This window comes from Pseudomonas sp. (assembly GCF_030696055.1).
Lineage (GTDB): Bacteria > Pseudomonadota > Gammaproteobacteria > Pseudomonadales > Pseudomonadaceae > Aquipseudomonas.
Map to the genome: position 1 here is coordinate 1 of NZ_JAUYNP010000033.1, position 18268 is coordinate 18268.

General features: G+C 65.2%; 20 protein-coding genes. 18 read left to right on the forward strand and 2 right to left on the reverse strand.

Features of this window, described 5'->3' with window-relative positions:
• The 4 genes from Q8Q83_RS01875 to Q8Q83_RS01890 all read left to right on the forward strand — a co-directional run.
• Positions 1-549: mechanosensitive ion channel domain-containing protein (locus Q8Q83_RS01875; RefSeq protein WP_305620631.1), on the forward strand; the 549-nt coding region annotated here is incomplete at its 5' end.
• A 297-nt stretch (positions 550-846) separates the two neighbouring features.
• On the forward strand, positions 847-2307 hold the full coding sequence (gene selO, locus Q8Q83_RS01880) for a protein adenylyltransferase SelO (RefSeq protein WP_305620633.1): 1461 nt from the start codon (positions 847-849) through the stop codon (positions 2305-2307).
• A 247-nt stretch (positions 2308-2554) separates the two neighbouring features.
• Entirely contained in the window at positions 2555-3487 is a 933-nt protein-coding gene (locus Q8Q83_RS01885) for a triacylglycerol lipase (RefSeq protein WP_305620635.1), read from the forward strand.
• Positions 3488-3540: 53 nt separating this feature from the next.
• A complete protein-coding gene (locus Q8Q83_RS01890; protein WP_305620636.1) occupies positions 3541-4593 on the forward strand; it encodes a lipase secretion chaperone in 1053 nt (350 codons plus the stop codon).
• Between the two features lie 78 nt (positions 4594-4671).
• On the opposite strand, the gene Q8Q83_RS01895 is transcribed toward Q8Q83_RS01890, so the two are convergent.
• Positions 4672-5367 carry an aspartate/glutamate racemase family protein gene (locus Q8Q83_RS01895; protein WP_305620638.1) on the reverse strand — a complete coding sequence of 232 codons (696 nt, stop codon included), beginning with the start codon at positions 5365-5367 and terminating at the stop codon, positions 4672-4674.
• 217 nt (positions 5368-5584) lie between these two features.
• Here Q8Q83_RS01895 and Q8Q83_RS01900 point away from each other — a divergent pair, with 217 nt between their 5' ends.
• From Q8Q83_RS01900 to Q8Q83_RS01915, 4 genes are all read left to right on the forward strand, one after another.
• Positions 5585-6562 (forward strand): sulfite exporter TauE/SafE family protein, encoded by a 978-nt coding sequence (locus tag Q8Q83_RS01900; RefSeq protein WP_305620639.1) that lies wholly within the window; start codon positions 5585-5587, stop codon positions 6560-6562.
• A 149-nt stretch (positions 6563-6711) separates the two neighbouring features.
• A complete protein-coding gene (gene trxC, locus Q8Q83_RS01905; protein ID WP_305620640.1) occupies positions 6712-7146 on the forward strand; it encodes a thioredoxin TrxC in 435 nt (144 codons plus the stop codon).
• Between the two features lie 93 nt (positions 7147-7239).
• A complete protein-coding gene (locus Q8Q83_RS01910) occupies positions 7240-7683 on the forward strand; it encodes a YiiD C-terminal domain-containing protein (protein ID WP_305620642.1) in 444 nt (147 codons plus the stop codon).
• An 88-nt stretch (positions 7684-7771) separates the two neighbouring features.
• Entirely contained in the window at positions 7772-8572 is an 801-nt protein-coding gene (locus tag Q8Q83_RS01915) for a universal stress protein (RefSeq protein ID WP_305620644.1), read from the forward strand.
• Positions 8573-8631: 59 nt separating this feature from the next.
• On the opposite strand, the gene Q8Q83_RS01920 is transcribed toward Q8Q83_RS01915, so the two are convergent.
• Entirely contained in the window at positions 8632-9405 is a 774-nt protein-coding gene (locus Q8Q83_RS01920) for a ParA family protein (protein WP_305620646.1), read from the reverse strand.
• Between the two features lie 238 nt (positions 9406-9643).
• On the opposite strand from Q8Q83_RS01920, the gene Q8Q83_RS01925 reads away from it, so the two are divergent.
• From Q8Q83_RS01925 to Q8Q83_RS01970, 10 genes are all read left to right on the forward strand, one after another.
• Entirely contained in the window at positions 9644-10360 is a 717-nt protein-coding gene (locus Q8Q83_RS01925; protein ID WP_305620648.1) for a beta-ketoacyl synthase chain length factor, read from the forward strand.
• A complete protein-coding gene (locus tag Q8Q83_RS01930; protein WP_305620649.1) occupies positions 10333-11148 on the forward strand; it encodes a 1-acyl-sn-glycerol-3-phosphate acyltransferase in 816 nt (271 codons plus the stop codon). The genes Q8Q83_RS01925 and Q8Q83_RS01930 overlap by 28 nt, the downstream gene beginning before the upstream one ends.
• Positions 11123-11383, forward strand: a complete 261-nt coding sequence (locus tag Q8Q83_RS01935) for a phosphopantetheine-binding protein (protein ID WP_305620651.1) — start codon at positions 11123-11125, stop codon at positions 11381-11383. Before Q8Q83_RS01930 ends, Q8Q83_RS01935 begins: the two co-directional genes overlap by 26 nt.
• Before the next feature lie 12 nt (positions 11384-11395).
• Positions 11396-11656 carry an acyl carrier protein gene (locus Q8Q83_RS01940; RefSeq protein ID WP_305620652.1) on the forward strand — a complete coding sequence of 87 codons (261 nt, stop codon included), beginning with the start codon at positions 11396-11398 and terminating at the stop codon, positions 11654-11656.
• Positions 11656-12210 (forward strand): hypothetical protein, encoded by a 555-nt coding sequence (locus tag Q8Q83_RS01945; RefSeq protein WP_305620654.1) that lies wholly within the window; start codon positions 11656-11658, stop codon positions 12208-12210. Before Q8Q83_RS01940 ends, Q8Q83_RS01945 begins: the two co-directional genes overlap by 1 nt.
• Positions 12211-13878: an acyl-CoA synthetase family protein gene (locus Q8Q83_RS01950; protein ID WP_305620656.1), complete on the forward strand. Its 1668-nt coding sequence runs from the start codon at positions 12211-12213 to the stop codon at positions 13876-13878.
• A 135-nt stretch (positions 13879-14013) separates the two neighbouring features.
• Positions 14014-14748, forward strand: coding sequence for a glycosyltransferase family 2 protein (locus Q8Q83_RS01955; protein WP_305620657.1), 735 nt, complete (start codon positions 14014-14016; stop codon positions 14746-14748).
• Positions 14745-15683, forward strand: a complete 939-nt coding sequence (locus Q8Q83_RS01960) for a glycosyl transferase (protein WP_305620658.1) — start codon at positions 14745-14747, stop codon at positions 15681-15683. The genes Q8Q83_RS01955 and Q8Q83_RS01960 overlap by 4 nt, the downstream gene beginning before the upstream one ends.
• Positions 15664-17205, forward strand: coding sequence for a histidine ammonia-lyase (hutH, locus tag Q8Q83_RS01965; RefSeq protein ID WP_305620660.1), 1542 nt, complete (start codon positions 15664-15666; stop codon positions 17203-17205). Before Q8Q83_RS01960 ends, hutH begins: the two co-directional genes overlap by 20 nt.
• Positions 17206-17315: 110 nt before the next feature.
• Positions 17316-17741 carry a thioesterase family protein gene (locus Q8Q83_RS01970; protein ID WP_305620661.1) on the forward strand — a complete coding sequence of 142 codons (426 nt, stop codon included), beginning with the start codon at positions 17316-17318 and terminating at the stop codon, positions 17739-17741.
• Positions 17742-18268: the final 527 nt, after the last annotated feature.

The following is an 18268-nucleotide window of genomic DNA, read 5'->3' on the forward strand; positions in this document are numbered from 1 at the left end:
ACCATCGGCAACCTGTCCGGCACGGTCAGCCGCATCCGCATCCGCGCCACCACCATCACCGATTTCGACCGCAAAGAAATCATCGTGCCGAACAAGACCTTCGTCACCGACCAGCTGATCAACTGGTCGCTGAACGACACGGTCACCCGGGTCATAGTCAAGATCGGCGTGGCCTACGAGACCGACCTGGCCCTGGCGCGCCAACTGATGATGCAGGCCGCCGAGGAAAACCCGCGGGTGCTGCGCGACCCGGCGCCCATGCTGTTCTTCCTGACCATCAGCGCCAGCACCTTCGACTACGAGCTGCGCTTCCATGTGCGCGAATTGGGCGACCGCAACGCCGCCACCGACGAGATCCTCACGCGCATCGCCCTGACCTTCCGCGAGCACAAGGTGGAGATGGCGTTCAATCAGGTCGAGGTGATGATCAAGAACCTCGAAGGCCAGGAACTCAACCTGAGCACCGGGCAGATGGTGGCCGCCACCGCCGCCGCGGACTCGCAGCAACCCAGCCTGCCGCCACCGGCGCCCGCGATAGATCCGCTTTAAGTGGCGCCCAGGTCGGCTTACAGGCCGTTGAAAAATGTAAGCGAGGCAGCCGAGACAAGGCGCTACGCAGTAACAGCCGCAGGCTGGTCAAAACGGCCGTTACTGTGAGCATTTGATTCGCTTCGCTCACCCCTTCGGGGTCGCGCTAAAGCGCGTTCAGCCTTCGGCTGTGAGGCCGTTTTTAACGCCCCTTTCTTTTATCAAGAGGGGCAACGTAGGTAGTTTTTCAACGGCCTGTTAGGCTGACCTGATCCGATTATCAGAGCCGGGCAGCACCTGCCCGGCTGGAGCCTGACCGTGAAGTCGCTGAGCGAGCTGACCTTCGACAACCGCTTCGCCCGCCTGGGCGATGCCTTCTCCACCCCTGTGCTGCCCGAGCCGATTGCCGAGCCGCGCCTGGTGGTCGCCAGCACAGCCGCCATGGCCCTGCTCGACCTCGACCCGGCCGAGGCCGACAGCGAGGTGTTTGCCCAGCTGTTCGCCGGGCACAAGCTGTGGAACGAGGCCGAACCGCGGGCCATGGTCTATTCCGGGCACCAGTTCGGCGGCTACACCCCACGCCTGGGCGATGGCCGCGGCCTGCTGCTGGGCGAGGTGCTGAATGAGGCCGGCGAGCACTGGGACCTGCACCTCAAGGGCGCCGGACAGACGCCCTACTCGCGCATGGGCGATGGCCGCGCGGTGCTGCGCAGCTCGATCCGCGAATTCCTCGCCAGCGAGTACCTGCATGCCCTCGGCATCCCCAGCTCGCGGGCGCTGTGCGTCACCGCCTCCAGCACCCCGGTATGGCGCGAGAAGCAGGAGACCGCGGCGATGCTGCTGCGCCTGGCGCAGAGCCACGTGCGCTTCGGCCACTTCGAATACTTCTATTACACCCAGCAGCCTGAACTGCTGAAACAACTCGGCGAGCATGTGTTGAGCTGTCATTTCCCGGACTGCCTGGAGCAGGAACAACCCTACCTGGCCATGTTCCGCCAGGTGCTCGAGCGCAACGCCGAACTGATCGCCTACTGGCAGGCCTATGGGTTCTGCCACGGGGTAATGAACAGCGACAATATGTCGATCCTCGGCATCACCTTCGACTATGGCCCCTACGCCTTCCTCGATGATTTCGATGCCCAGCATATCTGCAACCATTCCGATGACTCGGGGCGTTACTCGTTCAGCAATCAGGTGCCGATCGCCCAGTGGAACCTGGCGGCCCTGGGCCAGGCGCTGACGCCGCTGGTGGAAGTCGAGGCGCTGCGCGACAGCCTCGGCCTGTTCCTGCCGCTGTACCAGACCCATTACCTGGACCTGATGCGCCGCCGCCTGGGCTGGCTGAGCGGCTGCGAGAGCGACGAGGCATTGATCCAGCGCCTGCTGCAACTGATGCAAGGCAGCGCGGTGGATTACAACAACTTCTTCCGCGAGCTGGGCGACAGTGCGCCGGCCCAGGCCCTGGCGCGCCTGCGCGACGACTTCACCGACCTGGCCGGCTTCGACGCCTGGGCCGCCGACTACCGCGCGCGCAGCGCCGAGGACGGCGCCGAGCAGGAGCAACGCCGCCTGCGCATGCACGGGGTCAATCCCAAATATATTCTGCGCAACTACCTGGCCCAGCAGGTCATCGAAGCCGCCGAACAGGGCGACTACGCGCCGGTGCGCGAGCTGCACCAGGTGCTCAGCCGGCCGTTCGAAGAACAACCCGGCTACGAGCGCTACGCCCAGCGCCCCCCGCAATGGGGCAAGCATCTGGAGATCAGCTGCTCGTCCTGACCGGCCCCGCACTCACGCCCCCGTAGCCCGGATGCAATCCGGGGCGGTCATGGCTAAATCTACCGGATTGCTTCCGGGCTATGGTCCTACTCGCCATAACGGGCCGCACTGGCAGCGTGCCATCCCACCCGTTTAGGTGACATACAAGGCTTTCCTCTCCTGCCTAGAATCCTCGCCGCCATAGCCCGGGACTTGCAGTGGCAAAGATGCCTGGTCCCTTCCCATAAGGACTACCGAGAGGAAGCGTATGAAAAAGATCCTATTGACCGCCCTCAGCAGCCTGCTGCTGAGCATCTCCGTCGCCTGCCAGGCGGCTTACACCGCCAACCCAGTGGTACTGGTGCCGGGCATCTTCGCCTTCGACAGCATCGCCATGGTCGACTACTGGTACCAGATCCCGGCCACCCTGCAGGCCCAGGGCACCGAGGTTTACGTGCCGAAGATCAATGCCTTCGACAACTCGGTGGAGCGCGGCAATCAGCTGATCCAGCAGCTGGACAGCATCAAGGTGGCGTCCCTCGGGCGCATCCAGAAGTTCAACCTGATCGCCCACAGTCAGGGCGGCATGACCTCGCGCTATGTGATGAACGTACGCCCCGACCTGGTGGCCTCGGTGACCACCATGGCCACCCCGCACACCGGCTCGCCCTTGGCCGATGTGGTCACCGGGGTCGCGCCCCAGGGCACGTTACAGGGCGTGGCTTTCGAGGTGTTCGCCAATGCGGTGGGCAACCTGGTGAATTTCTTCTCCGATAACAAGGCGAGCCAGTCGGACATCTACGCCATGCTCGGCGAGTTCAACAAACCGGGCGCGGCCGCCTTCAACGCCCAGTTCCCGGCCGGCCTGCCGACTCAAGAGTGCGGCGTCGGGCCGAACAGCGTAAGCATCGGCGGGCAGAATATCCGCCTGTACTCCTGGGGCGGCGGCTCGCCGCTGACCAATGTGCTCGACCCTTCCGACGCCCTGTTCGCCATCACCAGCCTGGCCTTCGGCGGCCAGGCCAACGACGGCGTCACCGGGGTCTGCGCCAACCACTTCGGCCAGGTGATCCAGGACCGCTACTGGATGAACCATATCGACATCGAGAACCAGGTGTTCGGCGTGGTCTCCTGGTTTGAGACCAACCCCAAGACCCTCTTCAAGAACCACGCCACCCGCCTCAAGCAGGCCGGCCTCTAAGCTTGTGGTTCCTGCTTCAGCCGGCGACGGCTGGAGCAGGTCGAGGACACGCCATGCTCACCCGTAAGCCCCTTCTATTGTCCGCCCTCCTGGGCGTCTTGGCCGGCGGCGGCACGCTCGGACTGCTGCTCTCCGGCGACCCGGACGGCCAGGTCGAATCCCCCCAGGCGCAGCCGGCCACTGCCGTCGCCGACCTCGAGCCCAGCGCCGCTCAGGCCCGGCAAACCAACCAGGCCGTGCAGGTCAAGCCGCTCGAGGCGCTCGCCAAGCTGCCGCCGCTGCCGCGCTCGCTGCAGGGCAGCAGCCCCGACGTGCAACTGCAGACCGACGCCGCCGGCAATCTGCTGCCCAAGGCCGATATTCTCCACCTGTTCGAGTTCTACCTCTCGGCGCTGCAGGAAGAGCCGCTGGAGACCAGCCTGACGCGCATCAGCCTGGCCCTCGCCGAGCAGCTGCAGGGGCCGGCCCTGGCACAGGCCCGCGACCTGCTGAAACGCTACCTCGACTACAAGATCGCCCTGGCCGACCTGGACCGCAGCCCGGTGCTCGCGGACGCCAGCGGCACCTATTCCCTGCAGGCCATAGCGCAGCGCCAGCAAGGGCTGCAGACCCTGCGCCAAGCGCATTTCTCCGCGCAGGAACACCGCGCCTTCTTCCAGGAAGAAGAGGCCTACGACACTTATATGCAGCAATACCTGGCCATAGCTCAGGACAAGGCGCTCGATGCCGCCCAGCGCCAGCAGGAACTGACGCAGCTCGAGCAGCAGCTGCCCGAGCCGATGCGCGCGGCCCGCGCCCAGGCGACCCAGCAAACCCAGCTGTATGAAACGACGCAGGCGCTGAAACACAACGGCGCCAGCGCCGAACAGCTGTTCCAGACCCGCACCCAGACCCTGGGCGCGGAAGCCGCGGCGGCGCTGGCCGAACTGGACCAACGGCAGGCCGACTGGAACAGGCGCCTCGCCAGCTATGACCAGGAGCGTGCGGCCATTCACCAATCGGGCCTGAGCGCCCAGGATCAGCAGGCGGCAATCGCCAGTCTGATCGAGCAGCGCTTCGCGGCGAGCGAACGCCTCCAGGTGCAGGCGCTGGAGCTGTATCGCTAGAACAGAGTCGTAGGCTGGACAGGGCTACGCCTGGTCCAGCACAGCGGGCCAGGCGCAAGCGGCATGTCCGCCCTACGGTCACTCCGCCAGCAACCACTCCAGGCCCATCGCCACATGCAGCTCGCAACTGTCGAGCAACGGCAGCGGCGCCGAATCCCCGTCCAGCAGCAGGCCGATTTCGGTGCAACCGAGAATCGCCACCTCGGCGCCCTGGCCGCGCAGCTCTTGCAGGCAGCTCAGGTAAAAGTCGCGGGCACTGGCATGGAACTGGCCCTGGCACAGCTCGGCGAAGATCACCCGGTCGATCTCCGCCATCTGCGCCGCCGCGGGCAGTATCACCTGGATGCCGAAGCGTTCGGCCAGGCGCTGGCGGTAGAAATCCTCCTGCATGGTGAAGCGCGTCCCGAGCAGCGCCGCGCGGGTCACGCCCTGACGCTGCAGCGCCTGGCCGACGGCGTCGCCGATATGCAGCAGGGGGATGTCGATAGCCGCCTCGATGGCCGGCGCCACCTTGTGCATGGTGTTGCTGGCCAGCAGCAAGGCCCTCGCCCCGGCCCGCTCAAGGCCCTGGGCGGCCGTGGCCAGCAGCTGGCCGGCGGTCGACCAATCGGCGCGTTGCTGCAATGCGGCGATCTCGGCGAAATCCAGCGAATGCAGCAGCAAGGGCGCGGAATGCAGGCCGCCCAAGCGCTCGCGCACACCCTGATTGAGCAGGCGGTAATAGCTCGCCGTGGACTCCCAGCTCATGCCGCCCAAAATGCCCAACTGACGCATAACGGCTACCTCCAGCCAAAGACTCGAGCCTAGCCAGGCAGGCGCCTGAAGCACAGGCACAGTGCGCGGTTGAGACGGGGGTACAGTCACGTCTGTTAAACCGAAAAGGCATATAAACCTTTACAAACATTCTTAGACTATCTAAGCAAAGCCGCTTATCTTTGCCCGCAACGCCATTCCAGCCTGTTCTACCGCACACTGTCAGGCCTATCACTGCATGAAAATTCGCGATCTCGACCTCAGCCCCAGCCCGCTCAATGCCGAGCACGAAGCCTTCGGCTTGCCTCCCGTGGAAGACTTCGTCAGCCACCCGAGCGACCACCCGGTCCTGCGTTCGGCCATGTGGTTCGCCGTGCTGACCCTGGCCGGCCTGCTGCTGTTTCTCGCCTGGCGCCTGTTCTTCGGCAACAACGGCGGCAGCACGGGGATGCAGATCATCGAGCGCACGCTGAACAGCCCGATTTTCTGGAGCGCGGTGGCCGTCGGCTTCTTCGCCCAGGTCATCGATGGCGCCCTGGGCATGGCCTACGGCATCACCGCCACTACCTTCCTGCTCAGCGCCGGCGCCTCGCCTGCCGCCGCCAGCGCCAGCGTGCATATCGCCGAAGTGTTCACCACCGGCCTGTCGGGCATCTCCCACGTCAAGCTGGGCAACGTCAACAAGTCGCTGTTCCTGCGCCTGCTGCTACCGGGCGTCATCGGCGCCATCCTCGGCGCGGTGCTGATCACCCAGTTCGACGGCAAGGTGCTCAAGCCCTTTATCTCCGCCTACCTGCTGCTGATGGGCCTGTATATCCTGAGCAAGGCCTATCGCCACATCATCCACCGCAAGGAGCCCAAGCATGTGGCCAAGCTGGCGCTGTTTGGCGGCTTCGTCGACGCCGCCGGTGGCGGTGGCTGGGGCCCGGTGGTCACCAGCAGCCTGCTCGGCTCCGGCAGCGACCCGCGCACCACCATAGGCACGGTGAACTTCGCCGAGTTCTTCCTGACCATTTCCAGCGCCACCTCCTTTATCCTCCTGGCCGGCGAACCGGACACCTGGATGCTGGTGGCCGGCCTGGTGTTCGGCGGCCTGTTCGCCGCGCCCTTCGCCGCCCTGCTGTGCAAGCAGCTGTCGGCGCGCACCCTGCTGTGCATAGTCGGCTGCCTGATCGTGCTGATCAGCTCCTACAACATCTATATGGCTTTGGCCTAAATCCAGGCCTGGGCCAGCGGCACATCCGCATGGGTATCGCTGCGTTCAACCCATCCTACAGATCACCCAACACAAACTTGCGTGAACGCCTGCCTTGATATTCGCGCCGCCGGCTCCAGATTAGAACTATCCCGAATCTGGAGTCGCCCATGCCCGATCCTTTGCTGATCCCCTGCCCCCAGTGCAATGGCCTCAACCGCATTCCCGCCGAGCGCCTGGCCGATGCCCCGCGCTGCGGGCGCTGCAAGGCCGAGGTGCTGCCCGACAAGCCTTTCGAGCTGACCCAAGCGAGCTTCGACGCCCAGAACAAGGGCGACCTGCCGCTGCTGATCGACATCTGGGCCAGCTGGTGCGGCCCGTGCCGCAGCTTTGCGCCGATCTACGAGCAGGCCGCCAGCCAGCTGCAAGGTCGCTGCCGCCTGGCCAAGCTGGATAGCGAGGCCAACCCGCAACTGTCCGCCGAAATGGGCATCCGCTCGATCCCCAGCCTGATCCTGCTCAAGGGAGGAGTCGAAGTGGCACGCCAGAGTGGCGCCTTGCCATTGCCCCAGCTGCTCGGCTGGTTGCGCCAACAGGGCCTGTGAGCGAATCGGTCAACCCCGAAGCGGCATGCCGGTCATTACCCGCGCGCCGGCCAGGCTTTAGGCTGGGCGGACCAGCAGCCAGGGAGTCCGCGCATGTCGATGCCACTTGAGTTGATACGCCAACTGACCGAAGAACAGATCGCCTTCGTCCAACGCAGCGGGCTTAAGGCCGAGCTGCTCGAGCCCGGCCATGTGCGCCTGCGGATGCCCCTGGCCGGCAACCAGAACCATATCGGCAGCATGTACGCCGGTGCGCTGTTCACCCTGGCGGAAATTCCCGGTGGCGCGCTGTTTCTCACCAGCTTCGATGCCCAGCGTTTCTACCCGATCGTCAAGGAGATGAACCTGCGCTTTCGCCGGCCGGCCACCGGCGACATCCGCGTCGAGGCGCGCATCGCCGACGAAGAAATCCAGCGCCTGCAACAGCAGGCCAGCGAACAGGGCAAGGCCGACTATCTGTTGCAGTTGCAGCTGACCGATGACAGTGGTGAAGTGGTAGCCGAGAGTCGCGGCCTGTACCAATTGCGCGTACGCTGACACCTGGCCTTGCCATAGATCAAAAGACCAGCTATCTCCCGAGCTCATAATAAATTTGCCGAAAGGTATCGGCAGGAGAGCGCCGACCATGCCCAAGCACATTCTTATTGCCCATGACTTGCGCGATACGGCCGACATGGCCCTGTGCCGCGCCACCCAACTGGCCAAGCAGTTCAAAGCCAAACTGACCCTGCTGCACGTGCTCGACCCGAGCCAGAGCAGCCAGGAACACGAACAGGCCAAGCAAGCACTGGACCGCAGCTTGACCCAGTACGCCCCGCCCGGCAGCGAGTTGCTGATCCGCACCGGGAGCAAGCCTTCGGAAATGGTGTTACAGCAATTGCATGAGTCGGATTGCGATTTGCTGGTATTGGGCGCGCATCATCAGCGCCACGACTTTTTCTCCGGCACCAGCCTCGACCGCATCGCCCGCAATTGCCCGGTGCCGCTGCTGCTGGTGGCGCGCAATGATTTCAAGCCGTACCAGCGCGCGCTCGCGGCCATCGACTTTTCGCTGTGCGCCTGCAGCGCCCTGGGTCAGGCCTATCGCCTGCTACCGGAATCGGCCGAGCTGCATGCCCTGCATGTGTTCGACCCGGACAAGGGCACGCCCAAGCAAATCGACACCCAACTGGCCACGCAGAAGGCCCTGATCGACCAGCTTATACTGGATGAGGCGCAGAACCTGCCGGCCAAGGGCCCGACCCTTAGCCACTCGGTGCAACAGGGCGGCATCCTGCGTTGCCTGCAGGCCCAGCTGAAAAATGAGCAAACCGAACTGCTGGTGCTCGGCAGCCATGGGCGCAGTGCCTTGTCCCAAGCATTACTCGGCAGCCTGGCGCAGCACTTCCTGCACAAGGCGCCCTGCGACATTCTGGTGGTGCGGTAGGTCTTTCTTGCGGACAACAAAAAAGCTGCCTCGGCAGCTTTTTTGTTGTCCGCTCAGAGTCAGTCTGCGTTATTCAGCAAATCATGCAGCTCGACGAACTGCTGGGTCAGCTTGTGGCTACGGTCCAGATGAATCAGCGGCATGCAGGCCTGGTGCGACTCGCGCATCTTCACCGAGCTCATCAGGTTGACCGGCAATACCGGCAAGCCTTCGGCAATCAGCTCATCGAGCAGCTGCTGCGGCAGGCTGGCGCGCGGCTGGAACTGGTTGACCACTATGCCCTCGACCTCCAGGCCCTCGTTGTGGTCATCCCTAAGTTCCTCGATCTCACGCAGCAGGCCGTACAGCGCCTGACGGGAGAAACTGTCGCAATCGAAGGGAATCAACACACGATCGGCGGCGATCAGTGCGGAAACCGTGTAGAAGTTCAAGGCCGGCGGGGTATCCAGATAAATCCGCTCGTAATCGTCACCCAGATCATCCAGCAGTTTGCGCAGCTTGTTGATCTTGTGCTTCTGCTCCAGCTTGGGCTGCAGGTCGGCCAACTCGGCGGTGGCGGTCACCACATGCAGGTTGTCGAACGGCGTCTCGTAGATATCCACCGTGCCCTTCTTGCCGAACGGCGCGCTGGACAGGGTGCCCTTGAAGAACTCGGCGATGCCCATGGGGATGTCGTCGCCAGTCAGGCCGGTGAGGTAATGGGTCGAATTGGCCTGGGTATCCAGATCGACCAACAGGGTGCGATAGCCCTGGGACGCGCTGACCGCCGCCAGGTTGCACGCAATGCTGGACTTACCCACCCCGCCCTTCTGATTGAAAATCACGCGCCGCATAAAACACCCCCTGTGTCCCGAAATGGTGATGAATTCTATGCAAAGTACCTGGCAAGGGGGAGATTTTCGGCAAATTAGCCGCAACCTCCGGTCAGAACGGCTCACCGCCGATTTGCGCCCGACCCGCGCGGCCTGGATAATGCCGGCACCTCGCCATCCCCACCGCCACGCTCGCGCAGGCGGCGGCAGGCAGTAGCCGACATGGACGCCCAGCACTGGGCCGGAAAGAGCCTTCCGCGTGACAGATTTCAGGATCGAGCAATGGCGTGCCTGGGCCCCCGGCCTGGACAGCACGGCTGACTGGTGCGCCTGGCATCAGGCCCCCTCACGCCTGCCGGATAACGGCGAGCAACCCGACGCCAGCTTTCTCCCAGCCATGCAACGCCGCCGTTTGAGCCGCCTGGCGCGCATGGCCTTCCATGTCGCCTGGCCCCTGGCCGAAGCCTGCGGGCCGGTGCCCATGGTGTTTGCCTGCCGCCACGGCGAAACCCCGCGCACCCTGGCCATTCTCGGCGACCTGGCGCGCGGCGAGCCCTTGTCGCCGACCCAGTTCAGCCTGTCGGTGCATAACGCCATCATCGGCCTGTGGTCGATCCAGCGCGGCGACTGCAGCGAAATGACCGCCCTGGCGGCCGCCGGCGACGGCCTGGAACACGCCATCCTGGAGGCCTGCGGCCTGCTGGCCGAGGGCGCGCCCGCGGTGCTGCTGGTGATAGCCGAAGAGACCCCGCCCGAACTCTATGCGCCTTTTATCGACGACGTGCCCTTTTCCTATGCCGTCGCCCTGCTGCTGACCCCGGGTGACGACTGGCAACTGCAGTTGCACGGCACCAGCGGTGGCCGCAGCGAATGGCCCCATGCGCTTAATCTGGTGCGCGCCCTGTGCAGCGCCCAGACCTCCCTGCAACATCACTGGAAGAACCGGCAATGGACATGGTCACGCAACAAGGCCTGAGCCGCCACAGCGCGCCCTATGCCTGGCGCCTGATCGCCACTACCCTGAGTTTCAGCCTGTTCGGTATAGGCGGCGTGCTGCTGCGCGTGCTGGTCTTCCCGCTGCTCGCCCTGCTGCCGGGCGATGCCCTGGCTCGGCGCAGCCGCGCCCGCGCCGTGGTCAGCTGGACCTTCTACAAGTTCGTGCGTTTTATGTACCACAGCGGCGTGCTGACCTATGAGGTGGAGGGTATCGAGCGCCTCGGCCAGCCCGGGCAGTTGGTGATCGCCAACCACCCCTCGCTGATCGACGTGGTGGTGCTGATCGCCTTTATTCGCAACGCCAATTGCGTGGTCAAGCAGAGCCTGTGGGACAATCCCTCGATGCGCGGGCCGATCCGCGCCGCCGGCTTTATCAGCAACAGCGGCAGCCTGGACATGCTCGACGAGGCCGCCGCCGCTCTGCAGGACGGCCAGACCCTGATCGTGTTCCCCGAAGGCACGCGCACCACACCGGGGCACAACCCCGAATTTCACCGCGGCGCCGCGGCCATCGCTATTCGCGGTGCGCGCATCGTCACCCCGGTGGTGATCAGCGTGACGCCGACCACCCTGACCAAGGCCGAACCCTGGTACAGCATTCCGTCGCGGCGTTTTCACTTTCGCCTGCGGGTGGGCGAGGATATCGACCCACAGCAGTTCAACGCCCTGGGGCCGCCCCCGCTGGCCTCACGCAAACTCAACGATTCCCTGCATCAACACTTTATTAAGGAGCTCGCTAAAGATGAGCGATTTACAGCTGGAGATTAAGCACCTGATCATCGAGGCCCTGGGCCTGGAAGACATGGCCGCCGAAGATATCGCCGCCGACCTGACTCTGTTCGGCGAAGGTCTGGGCCTGGATTCGGTGGACGCCCTGGAACTCGGCCTGGCCATCCAGAAACGTTTCGGCATCAAGATCGACGCCGACGCCAAGGACACCCGCAAGCACTTTGCCAACGTGGCCAGCCTGGCGGCATTCGTCTCATCGCAACAACCCGCCTGAGGAAGCACGCCGATGCAAACCCGTGAAGAGATTTTCGCCACCCTGCGCGATGCCCTGGTCGAGCTGTTCGAACTGGATGCCGAGCGCATCACCCTCGAGGCCAACCTCTACCAGGACCTAGAAATCGACAGCATCGATGCGGTCGACCTGATCGACCATATCAAGCGCCAGACCGGCAAGAAGCTCGCCGCCGAGGAGTTCAAGGCGGTGCGTACCGTCGGCGACGTGGTCGAGGCGGTGCTGCAACTGGTCAACGCCCCAGCCGCCGAATAATGAGTCGCCTGTTTGGCCTGCTCCTGCTGGTGGCCGGGCTGCTCTACCCCTTTGCCGTGTATTACGGCATGGAGCACCTGTCGCCGCGTCTGTTCGCTGCGCTGCTCGGCGGCCTGTGGCTGGCCCGCGCCATAGCGCAACGGGGCAAACCCGGTAATCGCTGGATGGCCGGGGTGGCCCTGGGGTTCTGCCTGCTGCTGGGCCTGGCCGGCACGCCTGCGTTGTTGCGCTGGTACCCGGTGCTGCTGAATGCCCTGCTGCTGGCGTTGTTCGGCCTCAGCCTGAGGTTCGGCCCGCCGCTGGTCGAGCGCCTCGCGCGCCTCAGCGACCCGAACCTGCCCGCGCGGGCGGTGCGCTATACGCGCAGCGTGACCCAGGTCTGGTGCTGGTTTTTTCTCGCCAACGGCCTGGTGGTGATCGCCCTCAACCTGTGGGCACCGCTGAGCTGGTGGACCCTGTATACCGGGCTGATCGCCTACGGCCTGATGGGCCTGCTGTTTGCCATCGAGTGGCTGATTCGCCAGCGTGTTAGAGCTGGCTCTAAGGAAATTTGAATGAACTGGCTTAGCCTCGACCGCCTGCTGAGCGAAGCCCACCCGGGCCGCCCGGTCACCCCGGATATGGATCAGGCCTCCCTGCGCCAGCAGGCCCTGAGCCTGGCCGCCGTGCTGCAGGCCCGCGGCATCCAGCGCATCGCCCTGTATCTGGAAGATGCCGGCGAGCTGGCCATCGCCCTGCTCGCCGCCTGGCGCGCCGGCGTGCAGGTGCTGCTGCCGGCCGACGCGCAAGCGCAGACCCGTCAGCGCCTGGGTGCGCAATGCGATCTATGGCTGGATAGCCTGGCCGAGCTGAATATGGCTGATACCTCGGCGCTGCCGGCCGCCCAGCTGGATCTCGACCGGTGCCGGCTGACCCTGTGCACCTCCGGCTCCAGCGGCGAGCCCAAGCTGATCGACAAGTCCCTGCGCCAGCTGGCCAATGAAGTCGAAGCCTTGGAACAACTATGGGGCGCCAACCTGGGCGCCGCGACTATCCTCGGCAGCGTTGCCGCCCAGCATATCTACGGCCTGCTATTTCGCGTGCTGTGGCCACTATGCGCCGGCCGCCCCTTCCTGCGCCGCGCCCAGCCATTCCCCGAGGACCTGCAGCGCAAGAGCCTAGCCAGCGGCACTGACTTTGTGTGGGTGGCCAGCCCTGCTCTATTGAAACGTATGGGCGACAACCTGGATTGGCCGGCCCTGAGCCGGGTGCGCCAGGTATTTTCCTCCGGCGGCGCGCTGCCGAGCGAGGCGGCGCAGCTGCTGCAGAAGCAACTGGGGCAGTGGCCGACGGAAATCTACGGCAGCTCGGAAACCGGCGGAGTCGCCTGGCGTCAGGGTGGTGAGCCCTGGCAGCCGTTCGCAGGCGTCGAGCTGGAACTGAACGCCGCAGGCGCCCTGCGCATCGCATCGCCCTATCTGCCGGCCGGGCATGTCGAGCAGAGCATGGATGCCGCCGAGCTGCAGGCCGACGGGCGTTTTATCCTGCGCGGCCGTCTGGATCGGATTATCAAACTGGAAGAAAAGCGCATCTCCCTGCCCATGCTGGAACAGGCGCTGCTCGGCCACGACTGGGTCGCCGATGCGCGCCTGGGCGTGGTGCAGGAAGGCCGCGCCTCCCTCGGCGCGCTGGTTGCCTTGAGCCCGGCCGGCCTGCATGCCCTGCGCAATCAGGGCCGGCGCCACCTGACCGAGACCCTGCGCCGCCATCTGGCCGGGCATTGCGAAACCATCGCCCTGCCGCGGCGCTGGCGCCTGTTGGCGCAGCTGCCCTACAACAGCCAGGGCAAGCTGCCCCAGGCCGAGGTCGAGGCGCTGCTGGCCGCGCCGCGACCGACCCAGGTCGAGCCACTCTCGAGCGTTGAGCAGGACGGCGAATGGCTGCTGGAGCTGAACGTACCCCTGGACCTGGCGCATTTCAGCGGGCATTTCCCGCAGACTCCGGTGCTGCCGGGCGTGGTGCAGATCGACTGGGCCCAGCAACTGGCGCGGCGCCTGATCGAGGAACTACCGCCACGCTTCTGCGGCATGGAAATGCTGAAGTTCCAGCAATTGGTGCGCCCCGGCGACCGCCTGCAGCTGACGCTGCGTTTCGACGCGGCCCGCGGCAAGCTGTATTTCGCCTACCGCAACGGCGAGGCGGCCTGCTCGTCCGGGCGTATTTTGCTGGGGGCTGCGCAATGATCATGGCGCATGCCTACTTCCGTAGGTTGGTGCTGAGCTTGCGAAGCCCAACGACCAGCGCCGCACATGTTGGGCTTCGTGCCTCAGCGCCAACCTACGCGCTACCCGCACCCGGCAATGGCGTGGAGCCTTGCCATGCATAAGCCCTGCGCGGTAATCCCGGTGTACAACCACGAGCACGCGCTGCCGCTGGTGGTCGACGCCCTGCGCGGCGCCGGGCTGCCGTGCGTGTTGGTCGACGATGCCTCCAGCCCCACCTGCGCGGCGGTGATGGATCGACTGGCTGCTCAACCCGAGACCTATCTGGTGCGCCTGGCGCTCAACCAGGGCAAGGGCGGCGCGGTGATGGCCGGTTTGCGTGAGGCGCAGCGCCTGGGCTTTAGCCACGCCCTGCAGGTGGATGCCGACGGCCAGCACGACCTGACTGACCTGCCCCATTTCATCGAAGCTTCCCGAGCCGAGCCCCAGGCGCTGATCTGCGGCTACCCGCAGTACGATGACAGTGTGCCCAAGGGCCGTCTGTATGCGCGCTACCTGACCCACGTCTGGGTGTGGATCAACAGCCTGTCGCTGTCAATCCGCGACTCCATGTGCGGCTTTCGCATCTACCCGCTGCAGCCTACCCTGGCGTTGCTCGACAGCGTCGCCATCGGCCGGCGCATGGACTTCGACACCGAGATCCTGGTGCGCCTGGCCTGGCGCAACCAGCCGATGCACTGGCTCCCGACCAAGGTGCACTACCCGCTGGACGGCCTCTCGCACTTTCGCCTGTGGCTGGACAACGCGCTGATCTCCAAGATGCACGCCAAGCTGTTCTTCGGCATGTTGCTGCGCGCGCCGCTGATCCTCTGGCGCAGGTGGCGCGGATGAGTGGCAAACCGCATTGGGCCGGCCAGCGCGAGCGCGGCAGCTTTATCCTGATGAAATTCACCGCTGTGCTGGCACGCCTGCTCGGCCGCCGCCTGATCAGCCCGCTGATCTACCTGATCGTGGGGTATTTCTTTCTGTTCGGCCGCCAGGCGCGCCAGAGCATCTGGCAGTACCAGGCCAACCTGGCCGCCTGGAGCGGACGCGACGCCTTGCGGCCGACGCACAAGAGCGTCTTCCGCCACTTTATGACCTTCGCCGAGACCCTGCTGGACAAGCTCGATGTGTGGAATGGCAAGCTCGGCCTGGAGCAGATCAACCTGATCGACCCCCACGGCCTGCGCAGCCAGCTGCATCGCCAGGAGCGCGGACAGATGCTGGTCGGCGCGCACCTGGGCAATCTCGAGGTGTGCCGCGCCCTGGCCGAACTGGGCGAGCACGTACGGATGAACGTGCTGGTGCATACCAAACACGCCGAACAGTTCAACCGCCTGCTCTCTGATGCCGGCGCCACGCACCTGCGGCTGATCCAGGTCAGCGAACTGGACCCGGCGATCATGCTGCAATTGTCCGAGCGCCTGGAGCGTGGCGAGTGGCTGGCGATCGCCGGCGACCGCGTGCCGCTGCACGGCGGGCGCAACCTCAGCGTGGACTTTCTCGGCAAATCGGCGGCCTTCCCGCAAGGCCCCTGGTTGCTGGCCGGCTTGCTGCAATGCTCGGTCAATCTGCTCAACTGCCTGAAGATCGACGGTCGCTACCAGGTGATCATCGAACCCTTCGCCGAACGCATCCAGTGGAAGCGCAGCGAACGCGACAGCGTGATCCGCGCCTGGACCCAGCGCTACGCCGAACAACTGGCGCGCCGCTGCCTGGACGCCCCCCTGCAATGGTTCAATTTCTACCCGTTCTGGAATGAAGATGACGACAAATCAGCCTGATCCCATCGTATTCGGCGAACAGCCCCTGCGCATCGAGCAGGTCGTCGCCCTGGCCGAGCGCCACGCGCCGGCGCAGCTGCAGAGCGATGCCGCGTACCGCGAGAAGATCGCCAAGGGCGCGCGCTTTCTCGACAGCCTGCTGGACAAGGAAGGGGTGATCTACGGCGTCACCACCGGCTACGGCGACTCCTGCGTGGTGGCCGTGCCGCTGCACCAGGTCGAGGCCCTGCCGCGCCACCTCTACACCTTCCACGGCTGCGGCCTGGGCAAGCTGCTCGACGAAGCCAGCACCCGCGCCGTGCTCGCCGCACGTCTGCAGTCGCTGTGCCAGGGCGTGTCCGGCGTGCGCGTGGAGCTGCTCGAACGCCTGCAGGCCTTTCTCGAATTTGATGTGCTGCCGCTGATTCCGGAAGAAGGCTCGGTGGGCGCCAGCGGCGACCTCACACCGCTGTCCTATGTCGCCGCCACCCTGTCCGGCGAGCGCGAGGTGCTGTTCCGTGGCCAGCGCCGCAGCGCCGCCGAGGTGCACCGCGAGCTGGGCTGGACGCCGCTGACCCTGCGCCCCAAGGAAGCGCTGGCGCTGATGAACGGCACCGCGGTGATGACCGCCCTGGCCTGCCAGGCGTTCTCCCGCGCCGAGTACCTGCTCAAGCTGGCCACCCGCATCACCGCGCTCAACGTGGTGGCGCTGGAAGGCAACCCCGAACATTTCGACGAGCGCCTGTTCGCCGCCAAGCCGCACCCGGGGCAGATGCGGGTGGCCGCCTGGCTACGCCAGGACCTGGCCATCGACGCGCCGACCGCGCCGCTGCACCGCCTGCAGGACCGCTACTCGCTGCGCTGCGCGCCCCATGTGCTGGGCGTGCTGGCCGACAGCCTGGGCCTGCTGCGCCAGTTCATCGAGACCGAGCTGAACAGCGCCAACGACAACCCGCTGATCGACGCCGAAGCCGAGCGCGTGCTGCACGGCGGGCACTTCTACGGCGGCCATATCGCCTTCGCCATGGACAGCCTGAAAAACCTGGTGGGCAACGTCGCCGACCTGCTCGACCGCCAGCTCGCCCTGCTGGTCGACTCACGCTACAACCACGGCCTGCCGAGCAACCTGTCCGGCGCGCCGGAGGCTACCGCGATGATCAACCACGGCTTCAAGGCCGTGCAGATCGGCACCAGTGCCTGGACCGCCGAAGCGCTGAAAAACACCATGCCGGCCAGCGTGTTCTCCCGCTCCACCGAGTGCCACAACCAGGACAAGGTCAGCATGGGTACCATCGCCGCGCGCGACGCCCTGCGCAGCCTGGAGCTATGCGAACAGGTCGCCGCCGCCACCCTGCTGGCCGCCAACCAGGGCGTGTGGTTGCGCCTGCGCAACGGCAAGAACGACATCCCCGCGCCGCTGCTGGCCATGCGTGAACAGCTGGCCGCGGATTTTCCGCCGGTGATCGAAGACCGCGCCCTGGAAGGCGAACTGCGCCTGTGCCTGACCCGTATCCGCGACCAGCACTGGTGCCTGTATGCGTAATCGGCGATCAGCCTGTGTAGGAGCCAGCTTGCTGGCGATCCGCCTGCACGCAAAAGCATCGCCAGCAAGCTGGCTCCTACGGAAGCAGGCCCAGTCCGGAGGGGCCTTTCATGCGTAGCAAAGGCGTATTGCAGGCCGAGGTCGAACTGGTGGTGCCCTTCTTCGACGTCGACATGATGGAGGTCGTCTGGCACGGCCACTACGTCAAATACTTCGAGGAGGCGCGCTGCGCCCTGCTCGACAAGCTCGGCCACAACTACCGGCAGATGCGCGACGCCGGCTACGCCTGGCCGGTGATCGACCTGCAGGTCCGTTATATCCGTGGCGCCCAGTTCGGCCAGAGGATAGTCGTGCGCGCCAACCTGGTGGAGTGGGAAAACCGCCTGAAGATCAATTACCTGATCCGCGATGCGGCGACCGGCGAGCGCATGACCCGCGGCAGCAGCGTGCAGGTGGCGGTGGAGATCGCCACCCGCGAGATGCAGTTCGTTTCGCCTGCGGTGTTGGTCGAGGCGGTTGAGAAGGTGCTGGCGTGAGATTCTTTTGGGATGCTTTCCAGCGCTGCCTGAGTGTCCGCGTTCGCCCGGCTATTGGCAGTCCCGTAGGTTGGGTTGAGCTAAGCGATACCCAACGCGGATCGCTTGCTCAAGAGTCGGGACGTGGCGACCTCCAGCGTCCGCCGTTCGACCGATTTCGTCCTGTCGGACGAGTTCTTGACTCGCTGCGCTCGCCCTTCGGGTCAGCCTACGGCTGTTACTCCGCTTCGCTCCGTATCTCTTTGCGCGCGCAGAGAGAAAGTAACCAAAGAGAAAGCGCGCCCCACATACGGCCCTGGCTGCGCCAGGGTTCCCTCGCTCCATCCCTGTTTCAGGGGCACGCTGCGAAGGGCCATCCCTGGCCCATCGCAGCTCTCGCGGCATCCATGCCGCTCAACCCCTTACACAGGGATTCCACTCGGCCTTCTGAGGGGACCCCGTATCCTGGCCCAACTGGCGTTGCTCAATCTTTATTTCTGCGCTGGCACAACCTCGTAGCCCGGATGAAATCCGGGAAGGGCAAAAGC

Coding starts and splice junctions, on each gene's coding strand:
- Q8Q83_RS01885 (WP_305620635.1), top strand. CDS start 2,555: ATGAAAAAGATCCTATTGACCGCCCTCAGCAGCCTGCTGCTGAGCATC.
- Q8Q83_RS01890 (WP_305620636.1), top strand. CDS start 3,541: ATGCTCACCCGTAAGCCCCTTCTATTGTCCGCCCTCCTGGGCGTCTTG.
- Q8Q83_RS01895 (WP_305620638.1), bottom strand. CDS start 5,367: ATGCGTCAGTTGGGCATTTTGGGCGGCATGAGCTGGGAGTCCACGGCG.
- Q8Q83_RS01900 (WP_305620639.1), top strand. CDS start 5,585: ATGAAAATTCGCGATCTCGACCTCAGCCCCAGCCCGCTCAATGCCGAG.
- trxC (WP_305620640.1), top strand. CDS start 6,712: ATGCCCGATCCTTTGCTGATCCCCTGCCCCCAGTGCAATGGCCTCAAC.
- Q8Q83_RS01910 (WP_305620642.1), top strand. CDS start 7,240: ATGTCGATGCCACTTGAGTTGATACGCCAACTGACCGAAGAACAGATC.
- Q8Q83_RS01915 (WP_305620644.1), top strand. CDS start 7,772: ATGCCCAAGCACATTCTTATTGCCCATGACTTGCGCGATACGGCCGAC.
- Q8Q83_RS01920 (WP_305620646.1), bottom strand. CDS start 9,405: ATGCGGCGCGTGATTTTCAATCAGAAGGGCGGGGTGGGTAAGTCCAGC.
- Q8Q83_RS01930 (WP_305620649.1), top strand. CDS start 10,333: ATGGACATGGTCACGCAACAAGGCCTGAGCCGCCACAGCGCGCCCTAT.
- Q8Q83_RS01935 (WP_305620651.1), top strand. CDS start 11,123: ATGAGCGATTTACAGCTGGAGATTAAGCACCTGATCATCGAGGCCCTG.
- Q8Q83_RS01940 (WP_305620652.1), top strand. CDS start 11,396: ATGCAAACCCGTGAAGAGATTTTCGCCACCCTGCGCGATGCCCTGGTC.
- Q8Q83_RS01945 (WP_305620654.1), top strand. CDS start 11,656: ATGAGTCGCCTGTTTGGCCTGCTCCTGCTGGTGGCCGGGCTGCTCTAC.
- Q8Q83_RS01950 (WP_305620656.1), top strand. CDS start 12,211: ATGAACTGGCTTAGCCTCGACCGCCTGCTGAGCGAAGCCCACCCGGGC.
- Q8Q83_RS01955 (WP_305620657.1), top strand. CDS start 14,014: ATGCATAAGCCCTGCGCGGTAATCCCGGTGTACAACCACGAGCACGCG.
- Q8Q83_RS01960 (WP_305620658.1), top strand. CDS start 14,745: ATGAGTGGCAAACCGCATTGGGCCGGCCAGCGCGAGCGCGGCAGCTTT.
- hutH (WP_305620660.1), top strand. CDS start 15,664: ATGACGACAAATCAGCCTGATCCCATCGTATTCGGCGAACAGCCCCTG.
- Q8Q83_RS01970 (WP_305620661.1), top strand. CDS start 17,316: ATGCGTAGCAAAGGCGTATTGCAGGCCGAGGTCGAACTGGTGGTGCCC.